This is a genomic window from Caproicibacter fermentans, assembly GCF_014303955.1.
Lineage (GTDB): Bacteria > Bacillota > Clostridia > Oscillospirales > Acutalibacteraceae > Caproicibacter > Caproicibacter fermentans.
This window is the reverse complement of record NZ_CP060286.1, coordinates 1,272,573-1,290,172: the sequence shown is the minus strand read 5'-3', so window position 1 is coordinate 1,290,172 and position 17,600 is coordinate 1,272,573. Positions and strand designations below refer to the sequence as shown.

At 50.0% G+C, this 17,600-nt stretch carries 22 protein-coding genes, 2 other RNA genes and 2 pseudogenes; 15 read left to right on the top strand and 11 right to left on the bottom strand.

Annotated elements, in window-relative coordinates; genetic code table 11:
• Positions 1–130: 130 nt before the first annotated feature.
• Positions 131–268 (bottom strand): hypothetical protein, encoded by a 138-nt coding sequence (locus tag HCR03_RS06460; RefSeq protein ID WP_156990577.1) that lies wholly within the window; start codon positions 266–268, stop codon positions 131–133.
• Between the two features lie 460 nt (positions 269–728).
• Entirely contained in the window at positions 729–2,189 is a 1,461-nt protein-coding gene (locus HCR03_RS06455) for a recombinase family protein (protein WP_187037215.1), read from the bottom strand.
• 75 nt (positions 2,190–2,264) lie between these two features.
• Here HCR03_RS06455 and HCR03_RS06450 point away from each other — a divergent pair, with 75 nt between their 5' ends.
• The 4 genes from HCR03_RS06450 (at position 2,265) to HCR03_RS06435 (ending at position 4,543) form a co-directional block, all read left to right on the top strand.
• Positions 2,265–2,576, top strand: coding sequence for a hypothetical protein (locus tag HCR03_RS06450; protein ID WP_187037214.1), 312 nt, complete (start codon positions 2,265–2,267; stop codon positions 2,574–2,576).
• A 527-nt stretch (positions 2,577–3,103) separates the two neighbouring features.
• The gene (locus tag HCR03_RS06445) at positions 3,104–3,250 is read left to right on the top strand and encodes a hypothetical protein (protein WP_156990578.1); all 147 of its coding nucleotides are present in this window, start codon (positions 3,104–3,106) and stop codon (positions 3,248–3,250) included.
• 459 nt (positions 3,251–3,709) lie between these two features.
• Positions 3,710–4,249, top strand: a complete 540-nt coding sequence (locus HCR03_RS06440; RefSeq protein ID WP_066649983.1) for a hypothetical protein — start codon at positions 3,710–3,712, stop codon at positions 4,247–4,249.
• A 102-nt stretch (positions 4,250–4,351) separates the two neighbouring features.
• Positions 4,352–4,543, top strand: a complete 192-nt coding sequence (locus tag HCR03_RS06435) for an alpha/beta-type small acid-soluble spore protein (RefSeq protein WP_066649984.1) — start codon at positions 4,352–4,354, stop codon at positions 4,541–4,543.
• A 168-nt stretch (positions 4,544–4,711) separates the two neighbouring features.
• Here the strand turns inward: HCR03_RS06435 and HCR03_RS06430 are convergent, their stop codons facing one another.
• Positions 4,712–4,966, bottom strand: coding sequence for a hypothetical protein (locus HCR03_RS06430; RefSeq protein ID WP_066649987.1), 255 nt, complete (start codon positions 4,964–4,966; stop codon positions 4,712–4,714).
• Positions 4,967–5,211: 245 nt separating this feature from the next.
• Between HCR03_RS06430 and HCR03_RS06425 the strand changes: the two genes are divergently transcribed.
• Positions 5,212–5,424 (top strand): cold-shock protein, encoded by a 213-nt coding sequence (locus tag HCR03_RS06425; protein WP_066649990.1) that lies wholly within the window; start codon positions 5,212–5,214, stop codon positions 5,422–5,424.
• Positions 5,425–5,489: 65 nt separating this feature from the next.
• Here HCR03_RS06425 and HCR03_RS06420 read toward each other — a convergent pair whose 3' ends face one another.
• Positions 5,490–6,446: a glycosyltransferase family 2 protein gene (locus HCR03_RS06420; RefSeq protein WP_066649997.1), complete on the bottom strand. Its 957-nt coding sequence runs from the start codon at positions 6,444–6,446 to the stop codon at positions 5,490–5,492.
• Positions 6,447–6,861: 415 nt separating this feature from the next.
• Between HCR03_RS06420 and HCR03_RS06415 the strand changes: the two genes are divergently transcribed.
• Positions 6,862–7,707: an SDR family oxidoreductase gene (locus tag HCR03_RS06415; RefSeq protein ID WP_228725181.1), complete on the top strand. Its 846-nt coding sequence runs from the start codon at positions 6,862–6,864 to the stop codon at positions 7,705–7,707.
• 58 nt (positions 7,708–7,765) lie between these two features.
• Here the strand turns inward: HCR03_RS06415 and HCR03_RS06410 are convergent.
• The 4 genes and pseudogenes from HCR03_RS06410 to HCR03_RS06395 form a co-directional block, all read right to left on the bottom strand.
• Positions 7,766–8,333, bottom strand: a pseudogene (locus tag HCR03_RS06410) (uracil-DNA glycosylase).
• A gap of 72 nt (positions 8,334–8,405) precedes the next feature.
• The gene (locus tag HCR03_RS06405) at positions 8,406–9,185 is read right to left on the bottom strand and encodes a YhfC family intramembrane metalloprotease (protein WP_066650003.1); all 780 of its coding nucleotides are present in this window, start codon (positions 9,183–9,185) and stop codon (positions 8,406–8,408) included.
• A 37-nt stretch (positions 9,186–9,222) separates the two neighbouring features.
• Positions 9,223–9,795 carry an SdpI family protein gene (locus tag HCR03_RS06400; protein ID WP_187037209.1) on the bottom strand — a complete coding sequence of 191 codons (573 nt, stop codon included), beginning with the start codon at positions 9,793–9,795 and terminating at the stop codon, positions 9,223–9,225.
• A complete protein-coding gene (locus HCR03_RS06395; RefSeq protein ID WP_156990581.1) occupies positions 9,773–10,069 on the bottom strand; it encodes an autorepressor SdpR family transcription factor in 297 nt (98 codons plus the stop codon). The genes HCR03_RS06400 and HCR03_RS06395 overlap by 23 nt, the downstream gene beginning before the upstream one ends.
• Before the next feature lie 452 nt (positions 10,070–10,521).
• On the opposite strand from HCR03_RS06395, the gene ffs reads away from it, so the two are divergent.
• The 7 genes from ffs to ssrA all read left to right on the top strand — a co-directional run bounded on the left by ffs (position 10,522) and on the right by ssrA (position 14,249).
• Positions 10,522–10,622, top strand: an RNA gene (ffs, locus tag HCR03_RS06390) — signal recognition particle sRNA small type.
• A 75-nt stretch (positions 10,623–10,697) separates the two neighbouring features.
• Positions 10,698–11,741, top strand: coding sequence for a DNA polymerase III subunit gamma/tau (gene dnaX / locus HCR03_RS19730; protein ID WP_228725130.1), 1,044 nt, complete (start codon positions 10,698–10,700; stop codon positions 11,739–11,741).
• Positions 11,704–12,345, top strand: coding sequence for a hypothetical protein (locus tag HCR03_RS19725; RefSeq protein WP_228725129.1), 642 nt, complete (start codon positions 11,704–11,706; stop codon positions 12,343–12,345). The genes dnaX and HCR03_RS19725 overlap by 38 nt, the downstream gene beginning before the upstream one ends.
• 15 nt (positions 12,346–12,360) lie before the next feature.
• Positions 12,361–12,711 carry a YbaB/EbfC family nucleoid-associated protein gene (locus HCR03_RS06380; RefSeq protein WP_187037207.1) on the top strand — a complete coding sequence of 117 codons (351 nt, stop codon included), beginning with the start codon at positions 12,361–12,363 and terminating at the stop codon, positions 12,709–12,711.
• 3 nt (positions 12,712–12,714) lie between these two features.
• Positions 12,715–13,323: a recombination mediator RecR gene (recR, locus tag HCR03_RS06375; RefSeq protein WP_187037204.1), complete on the top strand. Its 609-nt coding sequence runs from the start codon at positions 12,715–12,717 to the stop codon at positions 13,321–13,323.
• A 78-nt stretch (positions 13,324–13,401) separates the two neighbouring features.
• Positions 13,402–13,866, top strand: coding sequence for an SsrA-binding protein SmpB (gene smpB / locus HCR03_RS06370; protein ID WP_187037202.1), 465 nt, complete (start codon positions 13,402–13,404; stop codon positions 13,864–13,866).
• A gap of 11 nt (positions 13,867–13,877) precedes the next feature.
• Positions 13,878–14,249: a transfer-messenger RNA gene (gene ssrA / locus HCR03_RS06365) on the top strand.
• Positions 14,250–14,827: 578 nt separating this feature from the next.
• On the opposite strand, the pseudogene HCR03_RS20505 reads toward ssrA, so the two are convergent.
• From HCR03_RS20505 to HCR03_RS06345, 3 genes and pseudogenes are all read right to left on the bottom strand, one after another.
• Positions 14,828–15,754, bottom strand: a pseudogene (locus tag HCR03_RS20505) (recombinase family protein); the annotation flags it as partial.
• Positions 15,751–16,467, bottom strand: coding sequence for a hypothetical protein (locus tag HCR03_RS06350; RefSeq protein ID WP_187037200.1), 717 nt, complete (start codon positions 16,465–16,467; stop codon positions 15,751–15,753). The pseudogene HCR03_RS20505 and the gene HCR03_RS06350, both read right to left, overlap by 4 nt.
• 75 nt (positions 16,468–16,542) lie before the next feature.
• A complete protein-coding gene (locus HCR03_RS06345) occupies positions 16,543–17,082 on the bottom strand; it encodes a helix-turn-helix domain-containing protein (RefSeq protein ID WP_187037198.1) in 540 nt (179 codons plus the stop codon).
• A 149-nt stretch (positions 17,083–17,231) separates the two neighbouring features.
• Between HCR03_RS06345 and HCR03_RS06340 the strand changes: the two genes are divergently transcribed.
• Both HCR03_RS06340 and HCR03_RS06335 read left to right on the top strand, forming a co-directional pair.
• Complete coding sequence (locus HCR03_RS06340; protein WP_187037196.1) at positions 17,232–17,396, top strand: hypothetical protein; 165 nt, start codon at positions 17,232–17,234, stop codon at positions 17,394–17,396.
• A 43-nt stretch (positions 17,397–17,439) separates the two neighbouring features.
• The gene (locus tag HCR03_RS06335) at positions 17,440–17,598 is read left to right on the top strand and encodes a gas vesicle protein GvpG (RefSeq protein ID WP_187037194.1); all 159 of its coding nucleotides are present in this window, start codon (positions 17,440–17,442) and stop codon (positions 17,596–17,598) included.
• Positions 17,599–17,600 lie beyond the last annotated feature (2 nt).

Sequence of the window (17,600 nt, the reverse complement as noted above, 5' to 3'; positions counted from 1 at the left end):
AAATCAATGACATTATATGGAAATAAAAAACTTTCGTTTGCAGCTGAGGGCGCGCCCGGGTCAGCGCTGAGCTATAAAAGGAAATAAGAGCAAAAAAATATCCGTAACTTTATCGTCACGGTTTCTTGTACTATTTGCCGGCCCCTGCTTTTGGGCTCTTGATTTTTTCAGGATTAAATTTTTTAAATGCCTCCTGATTGATGATCCCTTCAAGAAATTTTTTCTTATCTTTTTCCGGAAGTTTTATAACTTCATATATAACGCCCATGGTTTTCCTCCTTTCTATAATCCATCATATGCTGAAACACGTGCAAATGCAAGCAAGATTATGTAAACTTTAAGTTGGTTTTTGTTAAAATGCAAATTTTAATGCCATTCTTTCCTATCCACAATTTCAACCGAGTTATCAACATATAGTATTCAAAGATTGAAATTGATCAATATCATGTGGACAGCCTTCGTCCGTTTCTTTTTTTATTTGACAAAAGCAATGAATCGTGCTACACTACAAAAGTTGGAAATATTCAACAAGCCTAACTTTTCATGCCAAACCGAAGGCTTTAATTTCGGCGTTGGAGTCATTTTAAACTGTTTTAAGGACTAAACAACAAAAGCAGGGATAGCAGTCGATAACCCGGGCGTAACACGGGACAAAATATTATGGGGCATCCGTTTTGAACGGATGCCTTTTTCGCGCCTGTTTTTAGGGAAGGAAAGGTTGTACTTAACTATTTAAATATGACTTTCACGTGCTCAGGTCCCGCCTCCACACGGGAGACAAGCATGTGAGCAATAGCTTTCTTCGCGTCGAAGTCCAGCTCTGCGAACGGCACATCCGGAACACTCGGACGGGGGCGGTTCGAAACGGTATTGATGAGGTTCAGCAGCTCGCTTCTCCGGGAGTCCAGAGCCGCGATACGCTGGTTCATATAACGCATGGTAATTTCATTAGACTCTTCCAAACGGTCGATCAGGTTTTCAATCTGACCGTCGATTTTGGCGACTTCAATTTTTTCAGCGTTATGGCTGTCGACCGGCTCATCCTTTTCAGGCGCGTCTGCAAGGCGATCCAGTTCCGCCTGAATTTGTGCAGCGGCTTCATTTTCGACTTCCCGGACGCTCTCCGTGTGCTTTGCGTCGCATAGGTGCAGATTGGATTTACCGGAGCAATAAAAATATAGATATCCGCGCGTATGAATCACCCTGAGCGAATAGCCGCATTGGTCGCACTTGACCAGACCGGAAAGCCAGGTATATTTCCCGCATCCGGTTCGCTTCAGCTGCCGATTGCTGTCCAACTTCCGCTGGCAGGCGAGGAAAGTCCGTGAATCAATGATTCCGTCATGCGCGGTAAGGGCGATAAGCTGTTCGTCCAGATTTGCGTACTTATTCGCGCCGCGGTCCCGCCTGCCCCAGATGAACAGCGCTTTTTTACCGGTAAAGTCGTCGATTTCATTAAAGAGGACAAGGCCCTTTTCGCGGTAAAAGTAATACACGTCGGCGTCAGCCTTGACGTAAACGGGATTGTGAAGAATCCTGCTGATGGACACATTGTCCCATGTTTTGCGCCCGATTCCGGTGATCCCCTGCTTGACCAGCAGGGCGGCGATGCTGCCGAGCGAAACCCCGGAATAAGCGTAACGCTCAAAAATTTCTTCGACCGTCTTGATGTGTTCGTTGGGAACGAGGACGGAGGCGGCTTTTCCACCCAATACGGTGCGTTTTACGGAGAATCCGAACGGAGCCGGCCCTCCGGGGTATACGCCGCGTTTTGCGCGCTGGTAGTAATTATCCTTGATTCGCTCCGCGATCGTTTCACGCTCAAGCTGGGCGAATACCATGATGATATAAACCATTGCTCGGCCGACGGGGGTGGAGGTATCGAATTTTTCATTGACCGACACAAATTCCGTTCCGTGTTCTTTCAGCATATCCCATACTGCCCCAAAGTCGGTGATGGAACGGCTGATCCGGTCCAGGCGGTAAACGATGATTTTGTCAACTTCTCCCCGCTTGACGGCTTTCATCATTTTCTGGAACGCCGGTCTGTCCGTGTTTTTGCCGGAATATCCGCGGTCGGCAAAAACCTCCGGCTCTTCGCTGCATTCTTTGCGGCATAGCTCAATCTGGCCGTCGATGCTCAGCGAATCTTTTTTGTCGACGGACTGGCGGGCGTAAATGGCGATCATAAGCAATCTCAATCCTTTTTTATCTTGAAATTTGCAGGAGTGAATGATATACTTTACGAACAAGGCGGTGTTATCATGCTGGACAAAAATGATTTGCATTCAATTGCCCAACTTATGGACTTGAAATTGCAGCCTATTAACGGGCAACTGGATTCTATGGGAAAACGTTTCGATTTTATGGGGAATCGTTTGGATTCGATGGAAAAAAGGTTGGATTCCATGGAAAAACGGTTGGGTTCCATGGAAAAACGGTTGGGTTCCATAGATGAGCGCCTTTCCAGCGTGGAAGAAGACACGAAAGTAACCCGCAACGCGGTAAATGACCTGATTGAATGGGCCGATGATGCCAGCATTCAAATAGTTCCGTTGTTCAAGAAGAGCAAATAATCAGAGCAGTAATCCCCCGCGCCGGGTTTGCGGCGCGGGTTTTTTTATCGCTATTTCTGAAATCCTCCGATATGGGATCGCCCTCTCAGGCGGCCGCTGAAAGGGTGGGGCCCTGGTTTATACATAGTAACGGTTTAAGACGCTGTTTCGGTAGGTTTCCCTTGATGCTCGACCAGATAGCGAAGGGAGTCGGGCGCCTGCTTTTTCTGTCCATCGGCAACTTTTTAAAAAGCTCTATGTTATCTTCCAACAGCCTGTCACGATCTGTGGTGACGGGCTCTTTTTTGCTCATTTCCTAACAGGGAATCAACTGTTACGAAAGCTGCGATTTCGCACAGACTTTTAATGGCTTTATCTTATCATTAACGGCGTGGTTAAACGAGAATATTTTGCGATTTTTTATTATTTTTTCAATGACAGTACTCTTCAGCATCGATCATGGCGTCTTTGCCAAAGCAAAGCCGGATTAAATTTATCGGAAAGATGTACAACCAGATGGACATAAAAATGATTCGGGGGTGATAGGGTTGCCGCTGAAATGTGAGGTTGTACATAATCCGAACCGAACTCCGGAGGACGACCGGGTCGCGTACCGGCGGATCTGCGAAATTTACAAGGAGTTTCACGAAAGGGAGGCGGCCCGCAAAGCCGCGGAGCAGCAGGAAAAGGAATAGGATAAAACGCTGGACGTTGAATCTGGAAAACAGGAACAGGACAATGACAGCCGCGTCTGCGGATTTGCAGAAAATTCCTAGAAGAGCCCAAATGTTAATTTTATATCTTTTGTTGATTCTCTTGACTGGAAAAACCCCACTCCGCAACAGATTATTGACCGCGTAACGAAAAAGGTAAAACCCGGTTCCATTGTTCTGTTTCATAACGGAGCCAAAAACACGCCCGCGGCGCTGCCGGCTGTTTTAAAAACACTGCAGTCGGAGGGATATACCATTGTTCCGGTTTCCCAGCTGATTGCAAAGGATCATTACACGATTGACCCGGCCGGAATGCAGATTCCAAATTCCCCGTCAAAAAAATAAGTACCTCCAAAACGATTTGGGGGCAATTACCTTACATATTTCAGCGGAGCAGGTAAATACTGTTTTCAGAATTTTGAAAACAGGGGCGTATGATTCATGGTAAACATTTTTTTATGCGGAGACCTGAACGACACGTCCGTATCGCAGGCGCTGATTTCTGCACTTCCACAATACGGAGGGGTAAGATATTCCGGCCCGAACCGTGTTTCGGAATACGGTTCTTCCCCGGAATATTTTTTATATGAATACGAAAAATTACCTGAAATCGGCCTGAAAAGAGGGATGGTGCTTTTCAAAAATGGGTTTCCACCCCAAAAACCGCTGCCATGCCCTCCGGGGTTCCTTTATGTTTTGGAATCAAAAAACGTCAATGCGGCAGCACTGCTGAAAGGATCCGAAGCTACCGCGGTTACCTGCGGCACAAGCCCAAAGGACACCCTGAGTATAGCGGGGCTGGAGGACGGGACGGCGACTCTGAGTCTTCAGAGAACACTGAACACGCTGGACGGGCAGGTGCTGGAGCCGCACGATTTTAACGCAAAATTCAACACGCTCATCAGTCCCCACCAGCTGCTTATGGTATGCGCCGCTTTGCTGATTGCGGGCGTGGATTCATTCAAGGAATATAATCTTTAGATATTGAAAAAATTTACATTCATAAAAAAGAAATCACAACGCAAAATAGTAAAGCAAACGCAAGGGAAATGAAATAAGATTGAATGAAGGAGTGTTGCTTTTATGTCCAGTAACAAACATGTTGTTCCGGAAGCTCGTGAAGCTCTGGATAAGTTTAAGATGGAAGCTGCGTCCGAAGTCGGTGTGAACCTGAAACAGGGTTACAACGGAGATCTTTCCACGAAGGAAGCCGGTTCTGTCGGCGGCCAGATGGTAAAGAACATGGTCAAGAAATACGAGGAAAGCATGAAATAACTTTCCGCAATTCTTCATCCCGTACTTTGACCGTCACCCATTGGGGCTGACGTTGTAAATTCTAGGGCCGTCTCAAAATAGCTGGTAAGGCTATGGCGAGGCGGCTTCTTTTTGCGCTTTTTTAAAAAGCCGGTTCCGTTTTTGCGGGACCGGCTTGGAAAATTCGGCTTAGGATTTTTTTCCGCCGATTTTATGGTGACGAAGAGGCTTCCTTCGGATTTCCGGGTCGTCTATCTGCCTTGGCGCGGGGACTGAATAGATATTGGAATAGTTTTCGGCTTCGTCTTCCGTCGCGGGAAGAGACGGCATCAGGCCGGTACATTCCATGGCGGAAGCAGCCGGCTGTTCATCCATGAAAGAAACATCGTCTTTCAGTTTCAGCCTTGGTTCTTCGTTTTCTTTGCTTGATTTATTCTGTTCCATTTTATACTCCTTTCTTTTTCGTTAGTTTCTCCGGCTTGCCGCACATTAAACGGAATTTTTAATTAAGGCTTTAATAAGATTCAGTTTGACAAAGAACGGGTTCTATGTTAAAATGAGTACCGTCTTCTAAATGTGCCAATGGAACTCACATCTTTATGTAAGTCATTGAACGTTTAATGATTTGCGCTGGATGTGAGTTTTTAGTTTCACATTAGGACATACTAATATCGGAGGTGCTTTTCGAAATGAATAAAGGCACGGTAAAATGGTTTAATGCGGAAAAGGGCTATGGATTTATTTCCAACGACGACGGCGGCGAAGATGTGTTTGTACATTTTTCCGCTATCCAGGCTGACGGATATAAAACTCTTTCCGAAGGTCAGAAGGTTTCCTATGACACTGAAACGGATTCCCGTAACGGCAAGCTGCGCGCTGCCAATGTCCAGGTGATCGAGTAAGATCGAACTCAAAAAAGCCGCCTCCTTCGGGAGACGGCTTTTTTGATGTTTTCGGGCCGTCAGGATCAATTTTCATGATTCGTCTTGTGGTGCTTCATTCTGCGAATCTCGTGAAACTCATTCAAACGAAGTTCAAAGTCCTGTCGGTTTTGCTGAGCCAGAACGTCCAGTATTACTCCGCAGAAAATGGAAAGCAGCGCGCCCAGCGTCAGAAAACCGCTGACAATCAGGGTGGGAATCCGCGGGACCAGGCTTGTTCTGAGATATTCGATGAAAACGGGTGCGATCAGGACGGCGCCGAGCAAAAACATCAGCCCGCCGAGAAATCCGAAGAATTGAAACGGACGGCAGTTTTTATACAGCCGTACCACGGTTCGCAGTACTTTGATCCCGTCGGAATACGTGTTCAGCTTGGATTCGCTGCCCGCCGGACGGTCCCGGTAGGGCACGACGACATTTTCAATTCCCAAATTTTTATCCAGAGCGTGAATGGTCATTTCCGTTTCGATCTCGAATCCCTTTGATAAAACCGGAAATGTTTTGACGAACTCATAACTGAAAGCGCGGTACCCGGTCAAAATGTCGCTGATGTCCGTGTGAAACAGGAAGTTGATGGATCTTTTCACCAGCGTATTGCCAACACTGTGGAACGGCCTTGAATTCTCCTGAAAATAAGTAGCGGAGAGCCGGTCTCCGATTACCATATCTGCTTTTTCATTTAAAATAATGTTTGCCATCTGCCGGGCACATTCGGCAGGATAGGTGTCGTCCCCATCGGCGATAATATAACACTCGGCATCGATGTCACGGAACATGCTGCGGATGACCTGACCTTTCCCCTGGCGGTATTCGTACCGCACAACCGCGCCCGCTTCTCGGGCGGCAAGGTCCGTTCCGTCCGTCGAGTTGTTATCGTAAACGTAAACAACAGCCTGCGGCAGTGTGCGCCGGAAATCCGAGATCACCTTTGCCACGGTCCGCACTTCGTTGTAACAGGGGATCAATACTGCAATTCTGTCCATGTGCAACCTCCAATTCGCGATACCTTTTCCCGATATACGGGAGCAGCATTCAAATGTTCATCAGTCATTCATTCTTACTTTCTTCACAGATATTTCTTATTTCATTTATATTCGATTCACTTCACGGACATATTGGGGCCTTATACTAAGATTATTCCGAAAGAGAAGAGAACATAAGATCAATATGGATTATAAGTCTCCCCGCGAAGGGGATTAACCAATTTTTTTCATAATACTTTCTCTCCACTTGCCGCCCCGAAAGGGGCGGCATTATTTTTCGGGATAGGGCTTGCAAAAAAGGCTAAACTATTTTAGACGTTAAGCCGGCAGATTCTGTCCGGAAAAACAAGTGAAAGGATTGATGATTTTGGCAGACATCAAAAGCACATATCAGAATGCCCCGGCGGCAACGCCGATGGATTTTCCGGCCCAGCATCAGGGCAAACAGCCGGGCTGTCAGCAGCAGATGAATCCGCAGCCGGTCACCGACAATCCCGCCTACCGGGGCTGCCAGAAGCTGCAGAACCGCGTTGCCGTCATTACGGGCGGAGACAGCGGGATCGGGCAGGCGGTGGCGGTCGCTTTTGCCAAGGAAGGCGCGGACATTGTATTTGCCTATTTGGAAGAGCAGGAGGATGCGGACAAGACTTTTCAAATGGTAAAGGCGGCGGGAAGACAGTGCACCGCGGTGAAATGCGACCTGCGCAAGGAATCCGGCGCGATTCAGGTCATTGACAAAGCCATGTCCGTTTTCGGAAAAATAGATGTTCTTGTCAATAACATTGCGGTGCAGTTTCCGCAGAACGGTATGGAACAGATTTCTTGCGAACAGCTCTATAACACCTTTGAAACAAATGTGTTCAGCTGTTTTTATATGACGAAAGCCGCCTTGCCTCATATGAACCAGGGCGGTTCCATCATCAGTACCGCTTCCGTCACCGCGTATCAGGGAAATCCATCTCTGATTGACTACTCCGCAACCAAAGGCGCGATCGTTTCATTTACAAGGTCGCTGTCCCAGTCAATTGCGTCCAAAGGCATCCGCGTCAATGCCGTGGCGCCGGGGCCGGTATGGACTCCGCTGATTCCATCCAGCTTCGATGAGCAGAGGGTTTCAGCCTTCGGCAAGGATGTGCCGCTCGGTCGGGCGGCGCAGCCGTTTGAGCTTGCGCCGGCTTACGTCTATCTGGCCTGCGAAGACTCGGCCTGCGTAACCGGTCAGGTCATTCACGTGAACGGCGGCGTGATTACGGAAAGCTGAACAGAAAAGGGACGGGCTAAATGCCTGTCCCTTTTCTGTTGTCGGGTTCACGAAAACATTACTCAATTCCAAGCTCGTTCATTTTATCCCGCAGCTTTAGAAAATCCTCGAAGGCGCCCGGCTTGTTGTTCGGGTTGCGCAAAAGCGCTGCGGGGGTGGAGCGTCGCGGTCATCAAGACTCCGCTTTTTTCGGTGAACAATCCGTGTTCCTTCGTGATTTTAAAATCCGGACGAATCAGTTTCATCGCGGCGATGCGCCCCAGACAGACGATAATTTTCGGCCTCATCAGCGCAACCTGATTCCGAAGCCAGCCGATGCACTGCTCCTGCTCCTCCGGCATCGGGTCGCGGTTCTTCGGCGGCCTGCATTTGACGATGTTGCCGATATAAATGTTTTTGTCACGGCTGAGATCCACCGCGTCAAGCATTTTGTCAAGAAGCTGTCCGCTGCGCCCGACGAACGGTCTGCCCTGCAGGTCCTCCTGCTCGCCCGGCCCCTCGCCGACAAACAGGACTTTTGCATCCCGGTTTCCCATTCCGAATACGACGTTGGTACGCCCTTCGCACAGTCCGCATTTGGTGCAGTTCAGACACGCGTGCTCCAGTTCTTCCCATGTTTGATACAACTGTAATCGCCGCCCTTTTTGTCGTTTCCTGTCTCTATTATAACATACGAAAAGGCCTTGGAAAAGGGCGGATCATGCGCTTTCGTCTGTCAATTCTTTCTTCTGAAACGCCGGACGCATTTGAAATACAAGCCACAGGCCGGCAGCGCCGACAATGCCGACGGCAAATTCGCTGGCCCAGGCAGTTCCGTATTTCGAGAGAAGCGGGATGACCGAATCCGTCAGGGTATGAGCGGCGAGCGCATACAGCCAGAAGCGGAATTTTCCTTCTCTGACGCCGAGAAACACCAGGACGGACGCGAAAACATGAAACAGGACGGTAAAGATACGTTCCCAGACAGCCATGTAAACGGTGTACGGCGCAACGGCCAAAAGCGCGTCGACAGCCGGCTTTAGAGCCGGGGCGGATGCGGGAAGAGTGCCGTTGTTCAGCATCAGACAGAAAATCAGGTTGGAAACCTCCGTCAGACCGACCAGCAGCACGGTTTCGCACAGACCATGGCCCAACCCGAACGCGACCGCGTCCCGGAAGGCCCGCTGCTTTTTCAAAAGATAACGAGCGCCGAGATAACGCGCGCCCTCTTCAAACAGCCCGGCGGTGAATGCGAGCGCAATCACATAGGGGATAAAATTGTTTTTCGCAAAGGCTTGAAACCACTCCTGCTTGCCCAGTGCGGACAGAATCGGCAGGCGCAGGCAGATTTGAGAGACAAAAAACGCCGCAGCGCCGATCCACATGGGCTTTTGGCTGATTTTGTGCTTCAGGCAAAGTACGAAAAGCAGGATTGCGGGAACAATCAGCGTGCAGACCGCCGCAAAGGCAAACGCCAATAAAACGGACAAAGAAATCATGAATATCATCTCTGGTTCTTTAAAATTTTCAATCCTCTCAGTTGCCGCGCCTGAAAATCGCGTAGGAATAAATCATCGGCGCAATCAGTACACCGCCCGCCACCCAGATGGGCCCCGCCATGCGGTGCGTTTTTTCCCAGTTGCTTTCGCTGGCAAGCGTCCACGGGACCCGGATCCCCATCGTATAGTTATATTTGCATTTGGGTAAATAATTGCCTGCGACGGCAAGGCCCGCGCCCAAAAAGGAGAAAATAATCGCAGTGGTGTTCAGCCGCTTGTGAAACGCATATGCAATCGTAAGAAGATTGACGGCGTTGTTCAAAAGAACCAAGAACCAGAGTACGGTTGTCTTAAGCTTTACGGATCGATTAATATTTTCTTTCTGAGGGTCAATGCGGAACATCAGTCCCACGAACAAGGTGACTGCCATCAAAAACGCGGGTGTAAAAAACAAAGCGAATGCTTTGGAACTGTAACCGTCCGCAGCGCCGGCGCTGTTCCAGTGATCCGCGATCTGATCCGGCAGATAGGGATAAAACGCAGCTGAAATCAAAAATGGCAGAACGGCGAAAAACCAGTAAAACAAATCACTTTTTTTCAGCTTCTTCATGGGAATCTCCTTTTTGATCCAAAAATGTTTGAAACCAGTTCAAGACTTCTTCAAAGACGGAGAGGTTCAGCTCATAAAAAATATACTTTCCCTCGTGCCGGTCGAAAACAAGTCCCGCGTCTTTCAAAATTGCCAGGTGATGGGAAACCGTTGCCCCCGTCATGGAGAAATGAGCGCCGATTTCTCCCGCAGACAGCGGCCGTACCCCCAAAAGATTCAGAATTTCGCGTCGCGTTGGGTCAGAAAGTGCTTTGAAGGTGTTTGCAAGAGCCAAGCGGTCATTTCCTATCGTTTAGACGTTCATCTAAATGAAACAATACCATGTGCTTATCAGCTTGTCAAGATCCATATGCTGCATGCTGCCATGAGTCACGTCTTTCCGCGCAAACTTGCCGGTTGGATTCCAATGTGGTATGATAGCGGAAAACAGTACGCATCCCTGCAGGGGGATCTATGAAAAACGATGCTCAAGCACTGAGAAAGCGGGGGCAGCTCGCGGAAAAAGAGCGGCGGAGGCTCCTGGGAATCCGGAAGAGGAACTCCCGGATGTTTTTTCCAAGGAGGCGGCAGAACGTTCCTTGAAGATGATTGGGGCCGGCACCCCGGATGACCCGAAAACATAAAATACGGGTTGTCTTTTCGGGAAGAATAGGGTATAATAACAACGTGATCTTTACACACGCAGAATAAAGCAAGGCAGAAATGCGTGCGATGGGATATGCGGCCGGGCGGGCTCTGTGCGGCGGGGCGCCGTGAACCATGTCAGGCGGGGAACCGAGCAGCATTAAGCGGAGTTGCTCCGTGCGACGCAGTTAAGTCTGTTCGTCCGCATATCCAATCGCATGAGCGCCGCGGCATCGCGGCCTGTCTTGCTTTCCGTTTTTGGAGGGCGGTGATTTGGCATGTATCAGGTGCTGTACAGAAAATGGAGGCCGAAGTCCTTTTCCGACGTAGTCGGCCAGCCGCAGGTCACCGAGACGCTGAAAAACGAACTGACGTCCGGTCGTGTCGCTCACGCGTATCTTTTTACCGGTTCCCGCGGAACCGGTAAAACCACCTGCGCGAAAATTCTGGCAAAGGCGGTCAACTGCCTGAACCCGAAGGACGGGGATCCCTGCGGGGAATGTGAAATCTGCCGCGGGATCGACGACGGGTCGGTCATGGACATCGTCGAAATCGACGCGGCCTCCAATAACGGAGTCGACAGCATCCGCACCCTGCGCGAAGAAGCGAATTTTACGCCCGCCGCGGCGAAATACCGGGTTTATATTATTGACGAAGTGCACATGCTTTCCGTCGGCGCGTTTAACGCGCTGCTCAAAACGCTGGAGGAACCGCCGGCGCATGTGATTTTTATCCTCGCCACCACCGAGGTTCACAAGCTGCCGGCGACGATTCTGTCAAGGTGTCAGCGCTTTGATTTTCACAGAATACCGCCGCAGGAGATTGCCGAACGGCTCACCTATGTCGCGGAGCACGAGGACGCTTCCATTGAACCGCAGGCGGCGCTTCTGATCGCCCGTCTGGCCGACGGCGCGCTGCGCGACGCGCTTTCGATTCTGGACCAGTGCTTCGGCCGCGCCAAAACGGTGACGGAGGACGTTGTGGTGGAAACGGCCGGACTTGTCGGCCGGAATCATCTGTTTGAGCTGGCCGACGCGGTTCGCCGTCAGGATTCCGCCGCCGCGCTTGAGATGATCGACCGCCTGCACGCTTCTTCCAAGGATATGGCTAGGCTGTGCGAGGAATTGTCCTCCCATTTTCGCAGCCTGATGCTGATCAAAACGATGAAAGAGCCCCGGTCGCTTCTCGCGGTGACTGATTCGGAATACGGCGAGCTGACGGAGCAGTCCAGGGCAATTTCGATTGAAACAATCCTGCACGCGATCGACGCGCTGCAGGCGACGCTTGAAAAAATGTTTCGCGGCGGAGACCGGCGGGGTTGAATTCGAACTTGCGATGATACGTCTTTGTTCGCCGCGGCTGGATACTTCCGCACAGGCGCTGCTGCGGCGAATCGAGGCGCTGGAGCATGGAGCGCCCCCTCAGCGGACAGCGGCGATGCCGTCCCGGCGCGCGGCGGCCCCGGCGGCGCAAAGAAAAGAGCCGGAACCGCCCGACGCGGGCGGCTGCCCTGAAGCACCGGCGCCGGGGGACACGGAAACGCCCCAAAAGAGGTCCGCCTCTTCGCCGGAGCCGGAGCAGCTGATCGGCGAACTGAAAGCGGACGCGGAACAACTGGCCGAATGGCCGGAAATCGTACAGGCCCTGAAAAGCTATTCTCACACGGTCGCGGCGGCGTTCACCGGTTCCACCGCCTATCTCAGCGGGGAGTACGTTCTGATCGACGCCCCGAATGAAATTGCATTCAAGCTGCTTCGGAAGCCCGAACAGCGCGAAAATATGCGTAAGGCGATCCAGCAGGTGACGGGCCGGACTTACAATCTCGGCCCATACCGGAAGCCGAAGAAGGACAGCCCGGAGGACGACCCGCTCGCGCAGCTGGCGCAGAAGGCGGAGGATCAGGGGATTCCGGTTGAAACGAAATAACAGGAGGAGATCACGATGAAAGCAAGACTGCCACAGGGATACGGCGGAGGCGGCGCGTCCAATCTGCAGCAGATCGCGCGTCAGGCGCAAAAGCTGCAGGAGCAAATGGCACAGACGACTCAGGAATTGGAAGAAAAGGAATACACGGCCTCTTCCGGCGGGGACGCGGTGCGCGCGACCGTGACGGGGAAGATGGAAGTGAAATCGGTGGAGATCAAACCGGAGGTTGTGGACCCGGAAGATGTTGAAATGCTTTCCGACCTGATTCTTGCCGCGGTGAACGAAGCGCTGCGTTCCGCCGCGAACGACAAAACGGAACAAATGGAAAAAATCTCGGGCGGACTGAATGTCCCGGGGCTCTTTTAAGCGATGCCGGCCTATCATATTCCGCCCCTGTCACGTCTGATCGACCAGTTTGAGCGGCTGCCGGGCATCGGCGGCAAAAGCGCGCAGCGGCTTGCCTACTATGTGCTCGGCCTTTCCGACGACGGCGTCAAGGAATTGTCGGACGCGATTCTGGAAGCGCACAAAAAAATCCATTACTGTAAAGTATGCTGCAATCTGACGGATGAGGAGCTTTGCCCGATTTGCCGCAATGCCGCGCGCGATCATTCCGTGATCTGTGTTGTGGAGGATCCCCGCGACGTGATCGCTCTGGAGCGCACCCACGAGTTTAACGCGGTCTATCATGTCCTTCACGGCGTCATCTCCCCGCTGAACGGAATCGGACCCGATCAGCTGTGTGTGAAAGAACTGCTGGCCAGAATCGGGGAGACAGGCCCGAAAGTCACAGAGGTTATCATGGCGACCAATCCGACCGTTGAAGGCGAGGCTACCGCCATGTACATTTCACGGCTTTTAAAGCCGCTCGGCGTGAAGGTTACGCGCCTGGCCTACGGAATTCCCGTCGGGGGAGACCTGGAATACGCGGACGAATTTACGCTGACCCGCGCGCTGGAGGGCCGAAGCGAAATCTGAATTCCGCCGGTTTACATAACTCTTGACAACCGGCGGGAAATATGATATTCTCTAATTCCCGGGGAAAAGGGGCTTTTTATGCAGAAGGATTCTTTTAAAACGATTGCGAAAAATAAAAAAGCCTATCATGACTACTTTGTAGAGGAGAGCATGGAGGCCGGCATCGAGCTTTGCGGGACAGAGGTGAAATCCATCCGCAATGGTCAGGTGAACCTGAAGGATGCCTGGTGCGCGGTCGACAACGGGGAACTGCAGATCAGAGGAATGCATATCAGCCCGTATGAACACGGGAATATCTTTAACCGGGATCCGATGCGGGTTCGCCGTTTGCTGATGCATAAAAAGGAAATCCTAAGACTGTTCGGACTGGTAAAGCAGGATGGGTATGCGCTGATTCCTTTGTCCGTCTATTTGAAGGGTTCAATGGTTAAGGTTCAGGTTGGTCTTTGCAAGGGCAAAAAGCTGTATGATAAACGTGCCGATATGGCGGCAAGAGCGGCCAAACGTGATATGGAGCGCGCCATAAAGGATCGTAACCGTTAATCCGATAACATGGGGATGTAAAGGCTTCGACGGGGATTGTCAACCAGGGTAAGCGAGTAGCGATGCGGAATGCTTTATTTTCGCAAAGCAATAATAAATGACAAAACTGAAAACGCTAACTATAACTACAATTATGGGATGGCGTACGCAGCCTAATTAGACTGCCGTTCTTACCGGGAGCACCGCGGCCCGGATAAGAGCGTCGATTAGCGGTGAACGTGAACCGGGGAACGCCTTTACCCCGGTCACGGTTGAAAGGCTACCAAAGCGCGAAGCCTGCCGTTGGGCGCCGCGCTGAGGGAATGTTAAATCACCGGCTACACTCGTAGAAGGCCCTGGCAAGCAATTCTCGGACACGAGTTCGACTCTCGTCATCTCCACCAAACAGTTCAATATCCGAACCCCCGGAAACGCCCGGATTATCTGGATTTCCGGGGTCGGAGAAGAACTTCACGAACGAGCTTTCGAGCTCGTTCTTTTCATTTGTGAGGTTATAGAATACGACAAGGTGATCGTCGAATAACTGAACGGAATTTACAAAGCACTCGATCAGGTTTTCCTTGTATTCCTCCAGCGGCTCATCTGTTTCCCGCTGAAATTGGGAAAGCAGGTAACGAATTTCCCGCTCGCCTACATGCGGTTGTTTTATGCTGCATTCCTCGATGTTGTACTCTATCTTTTCCTGAGCGGCCTCCAGTTCGGAGAGCCGCTTTTTCGTTGTCTTTGTAACAACGCCCTGCTCAATGGCGGCCATTAGATTTTCAATACGGCCTTTCGTTTCGGAAAGCTGCTTGTTCAGATAACGGAGCTCGTCACTTTGCGACGTGTCGCGCGCCTGAATCTCCGCGCACTTTTTGGCGATAGCGTCCAGCTTCTCCGGATTCACAATATATTCCTCGGTAGCGTCAACAATGAGATTTTCGAGCCAGTCTTTCCGGACGGCTCGCCTGTCACATGTTTTCAGACGCTTTTTATTGGTGCAGATATAATAATAGTGCCTTTCGCCGTGCTTGCCGGTGCCATACTCCCCGGCCATGCCCGCACCGCAGGAGCCACAATAGAGTTTTCCGGAAAGATAGTAATTGACCTTGGCCTTTTTTCTCGCGCCGAATTGATGATTTTCGGCAATGCGGCCCTGCACACGCGCAAATAATTCTTTGTCGATAATGGCGGGCACTCCCCCTTCGACGCGTACTCCCTGAGCCTCATAGACGCCGATATATTTTTCATTTTTAAGAATCGTGCGAAGACTGTTTTTATTGAACTTCGCGCCGCGAGCGGTTTTGACACCGATGGAATTTAGCTCCTGACAAATGTCCGTAACCGTGGAGCCGCCGTCATACATTTCAAATATTTTTTTGACGATAGGGGCCTGCTTCTCGTCGATTTCAAAGGACTTGTCCTCCCCTATCTTATATCCCAGGGCAAGGTATCCGCCCGTAACATGGCACTTATGGGCGCTTTCCCGCATACCGCGCTTGATCTTTTGAGACAGCTCCGCGCTGTAATATTCGGCCATGCCTTCCAGCATACTTTCAAGGATGATTCCCTCCGGGCCGTCCGGTATGTTTTCCTTTGCGTAAAAGACTTTGACGCCGTTCTTTTTCAGACGGTTTTTATAAATCGCGCTGTCATACCTATTGCGGGCAAAGCGGTCCGTTTTCCAGACAAGCACAGCGTCAAAAAGGTGTTTTTCACTGTCTTTTATCATCCGCTGGAAATTGGGCCTATGGTCCGTTTTCCCGGTGATATGCCGATCAACGTACTTGTCAACGATAGTCAGGTCGTGGAGCTTTGCATAATCCTTGCATTCCCGGATCTGCCCTTCAATGGATTGCTCGGTCTGCCCGCCGCCCGGACTGTACCGGGCATAGATTACGGTTTTCATAGCGTCCCCTCATCATCAGAATATTCATTATTGGAATCTTTCAGTTCTTCTTTGCAAGCGTCCAAAATTGCAGACACATCAATCGGCTTATAAAACGCAATGAAATATTTTATGCTTTTATTTTCAGTATCGATTTGACTTACAACGGAAAAGATCATATTGTTTCGTTTCTTCCAGTCAAAAATCATATCGCGGATTTTGCCTTTATGCACATACCCCAACATTGCGCTGCCACACATAATTTTTAATGCACTGGAATCATGCTCGTTCTCAGGTTCAGGAAGAAATGAAATTTCTTTACCGAGTAATGATTCGTCAACAGTCTGATTGCGGTACTTTGCACCAGCAACATCGACGTTTTCATAATGATATGCAAGTTCGTTGCCGCCGTAACGAGCAGGGACATTAAGATGTTGATTTTCCTTATCAAAATAAGGCTTATCCTCGATTGGCGAAGGATCGGATTTTGTGGAGCGCGAATTGACTAAAAAAACAATAAAGGCAAAAAGCAGGAAAAAGAGTAAGTCAATGAAAGGAAATCCAAACACCATAATAACCGCCCAAAATATAGACCAAATGGCGGCTATGATTGTGATCGTGATTCTAACGGGAACGGACCATTTAGGATATTTGTAAATCAAAAATATACCGAGCGGCGGTATTGTAACTATCGCAGAAACAGCGCAGGCCGTACTTTGAAGTGATTTTCCCATAATCTACCCTCCCAATAAATAATAAAGGTTTACTGCAATTTGCCCTCTCAGCGTTACCAACGCTGAGAGGGTTTTTTATTGACTATTTTGGCTCCCCCCGCCGCCGTTCAAACGACGTCTTTTCCTGTATCTTGTGAAACTGACGACGTTTGGGTACTTTTTTTCCTGTTCGAGCTCCTGACGATAGCTGTCAAGCTCTTTTTTTATGTCAGGATCAATGTCTTCATCCCCGCTGATGTGAACAGTGTCGGCCCTTTCGTACTCTTGCGCTACTGATTTTATGTATTCCCCGATTACGGCCTTCTCAGGTTCCCCTAAATGAAGATAGCCTTTAATGATTGCCTGTCCTAACGTGCTTAATGAGAATTCGTGTGCAAGCTGGGAAACAGCGGCGTCCTCGTCTCGCTTGAACATTTCGCCTTTCCCGGTTCGTAGCCAGGTTTCAGAAACATTGTACTTCTCACATATTAGCAAAATTGCGCTGTCGGAAATCGCTCGCTGCCCGTTTTCCCAAAGACCAATAGCAGCTTGCTTAAACCCAATTTTTTCTCCGAATTCAGTTTGATTCAAACCGAGCTCTTTGCGGAGTATTTTTACTCTACTACCAATTTCCAAAATCACACCTTCTTTCATTAAGCCAATAATAGCATATAAAATACGACGTTGCAATATTTTTTTGCAAAAAGTATTGACAAATATCCTACGCTGAATTATTATGATATTGCAGCGTAGGAACAGAGGCAGAAAACAGGGGGTGAAAACACATGGCGGAAGAAATCAGGGAAAAGGCCGTCACCGAGGCGGACAGCATGGCAAAGCTCCGGGAATTGGCCGCGGAGATTGCAAAGCTCCCTGAATCGGTGCAGATGAAGATTCTGTATATGATTGAGGGCGCGCGGCTCGTCAGCGAAGCGAAAAGGGCGGGCTAAATGCCCGCCGCACGATTCAGCGAATAGGAAGGGTTGACCACAAATGAACAGAAAAGGCGAAAAATGCGTGGTAAGCGACCATGTAGCCGAGCAGGTACTTGAAATGGCGAGGCGCTATTTTTCGGACCCTGAGAATGTAAAAAAATATGAGGCGTGGCACTTGAAAACGTATGGTTGCCTGCCGAATATCCGAAATTCATAGCC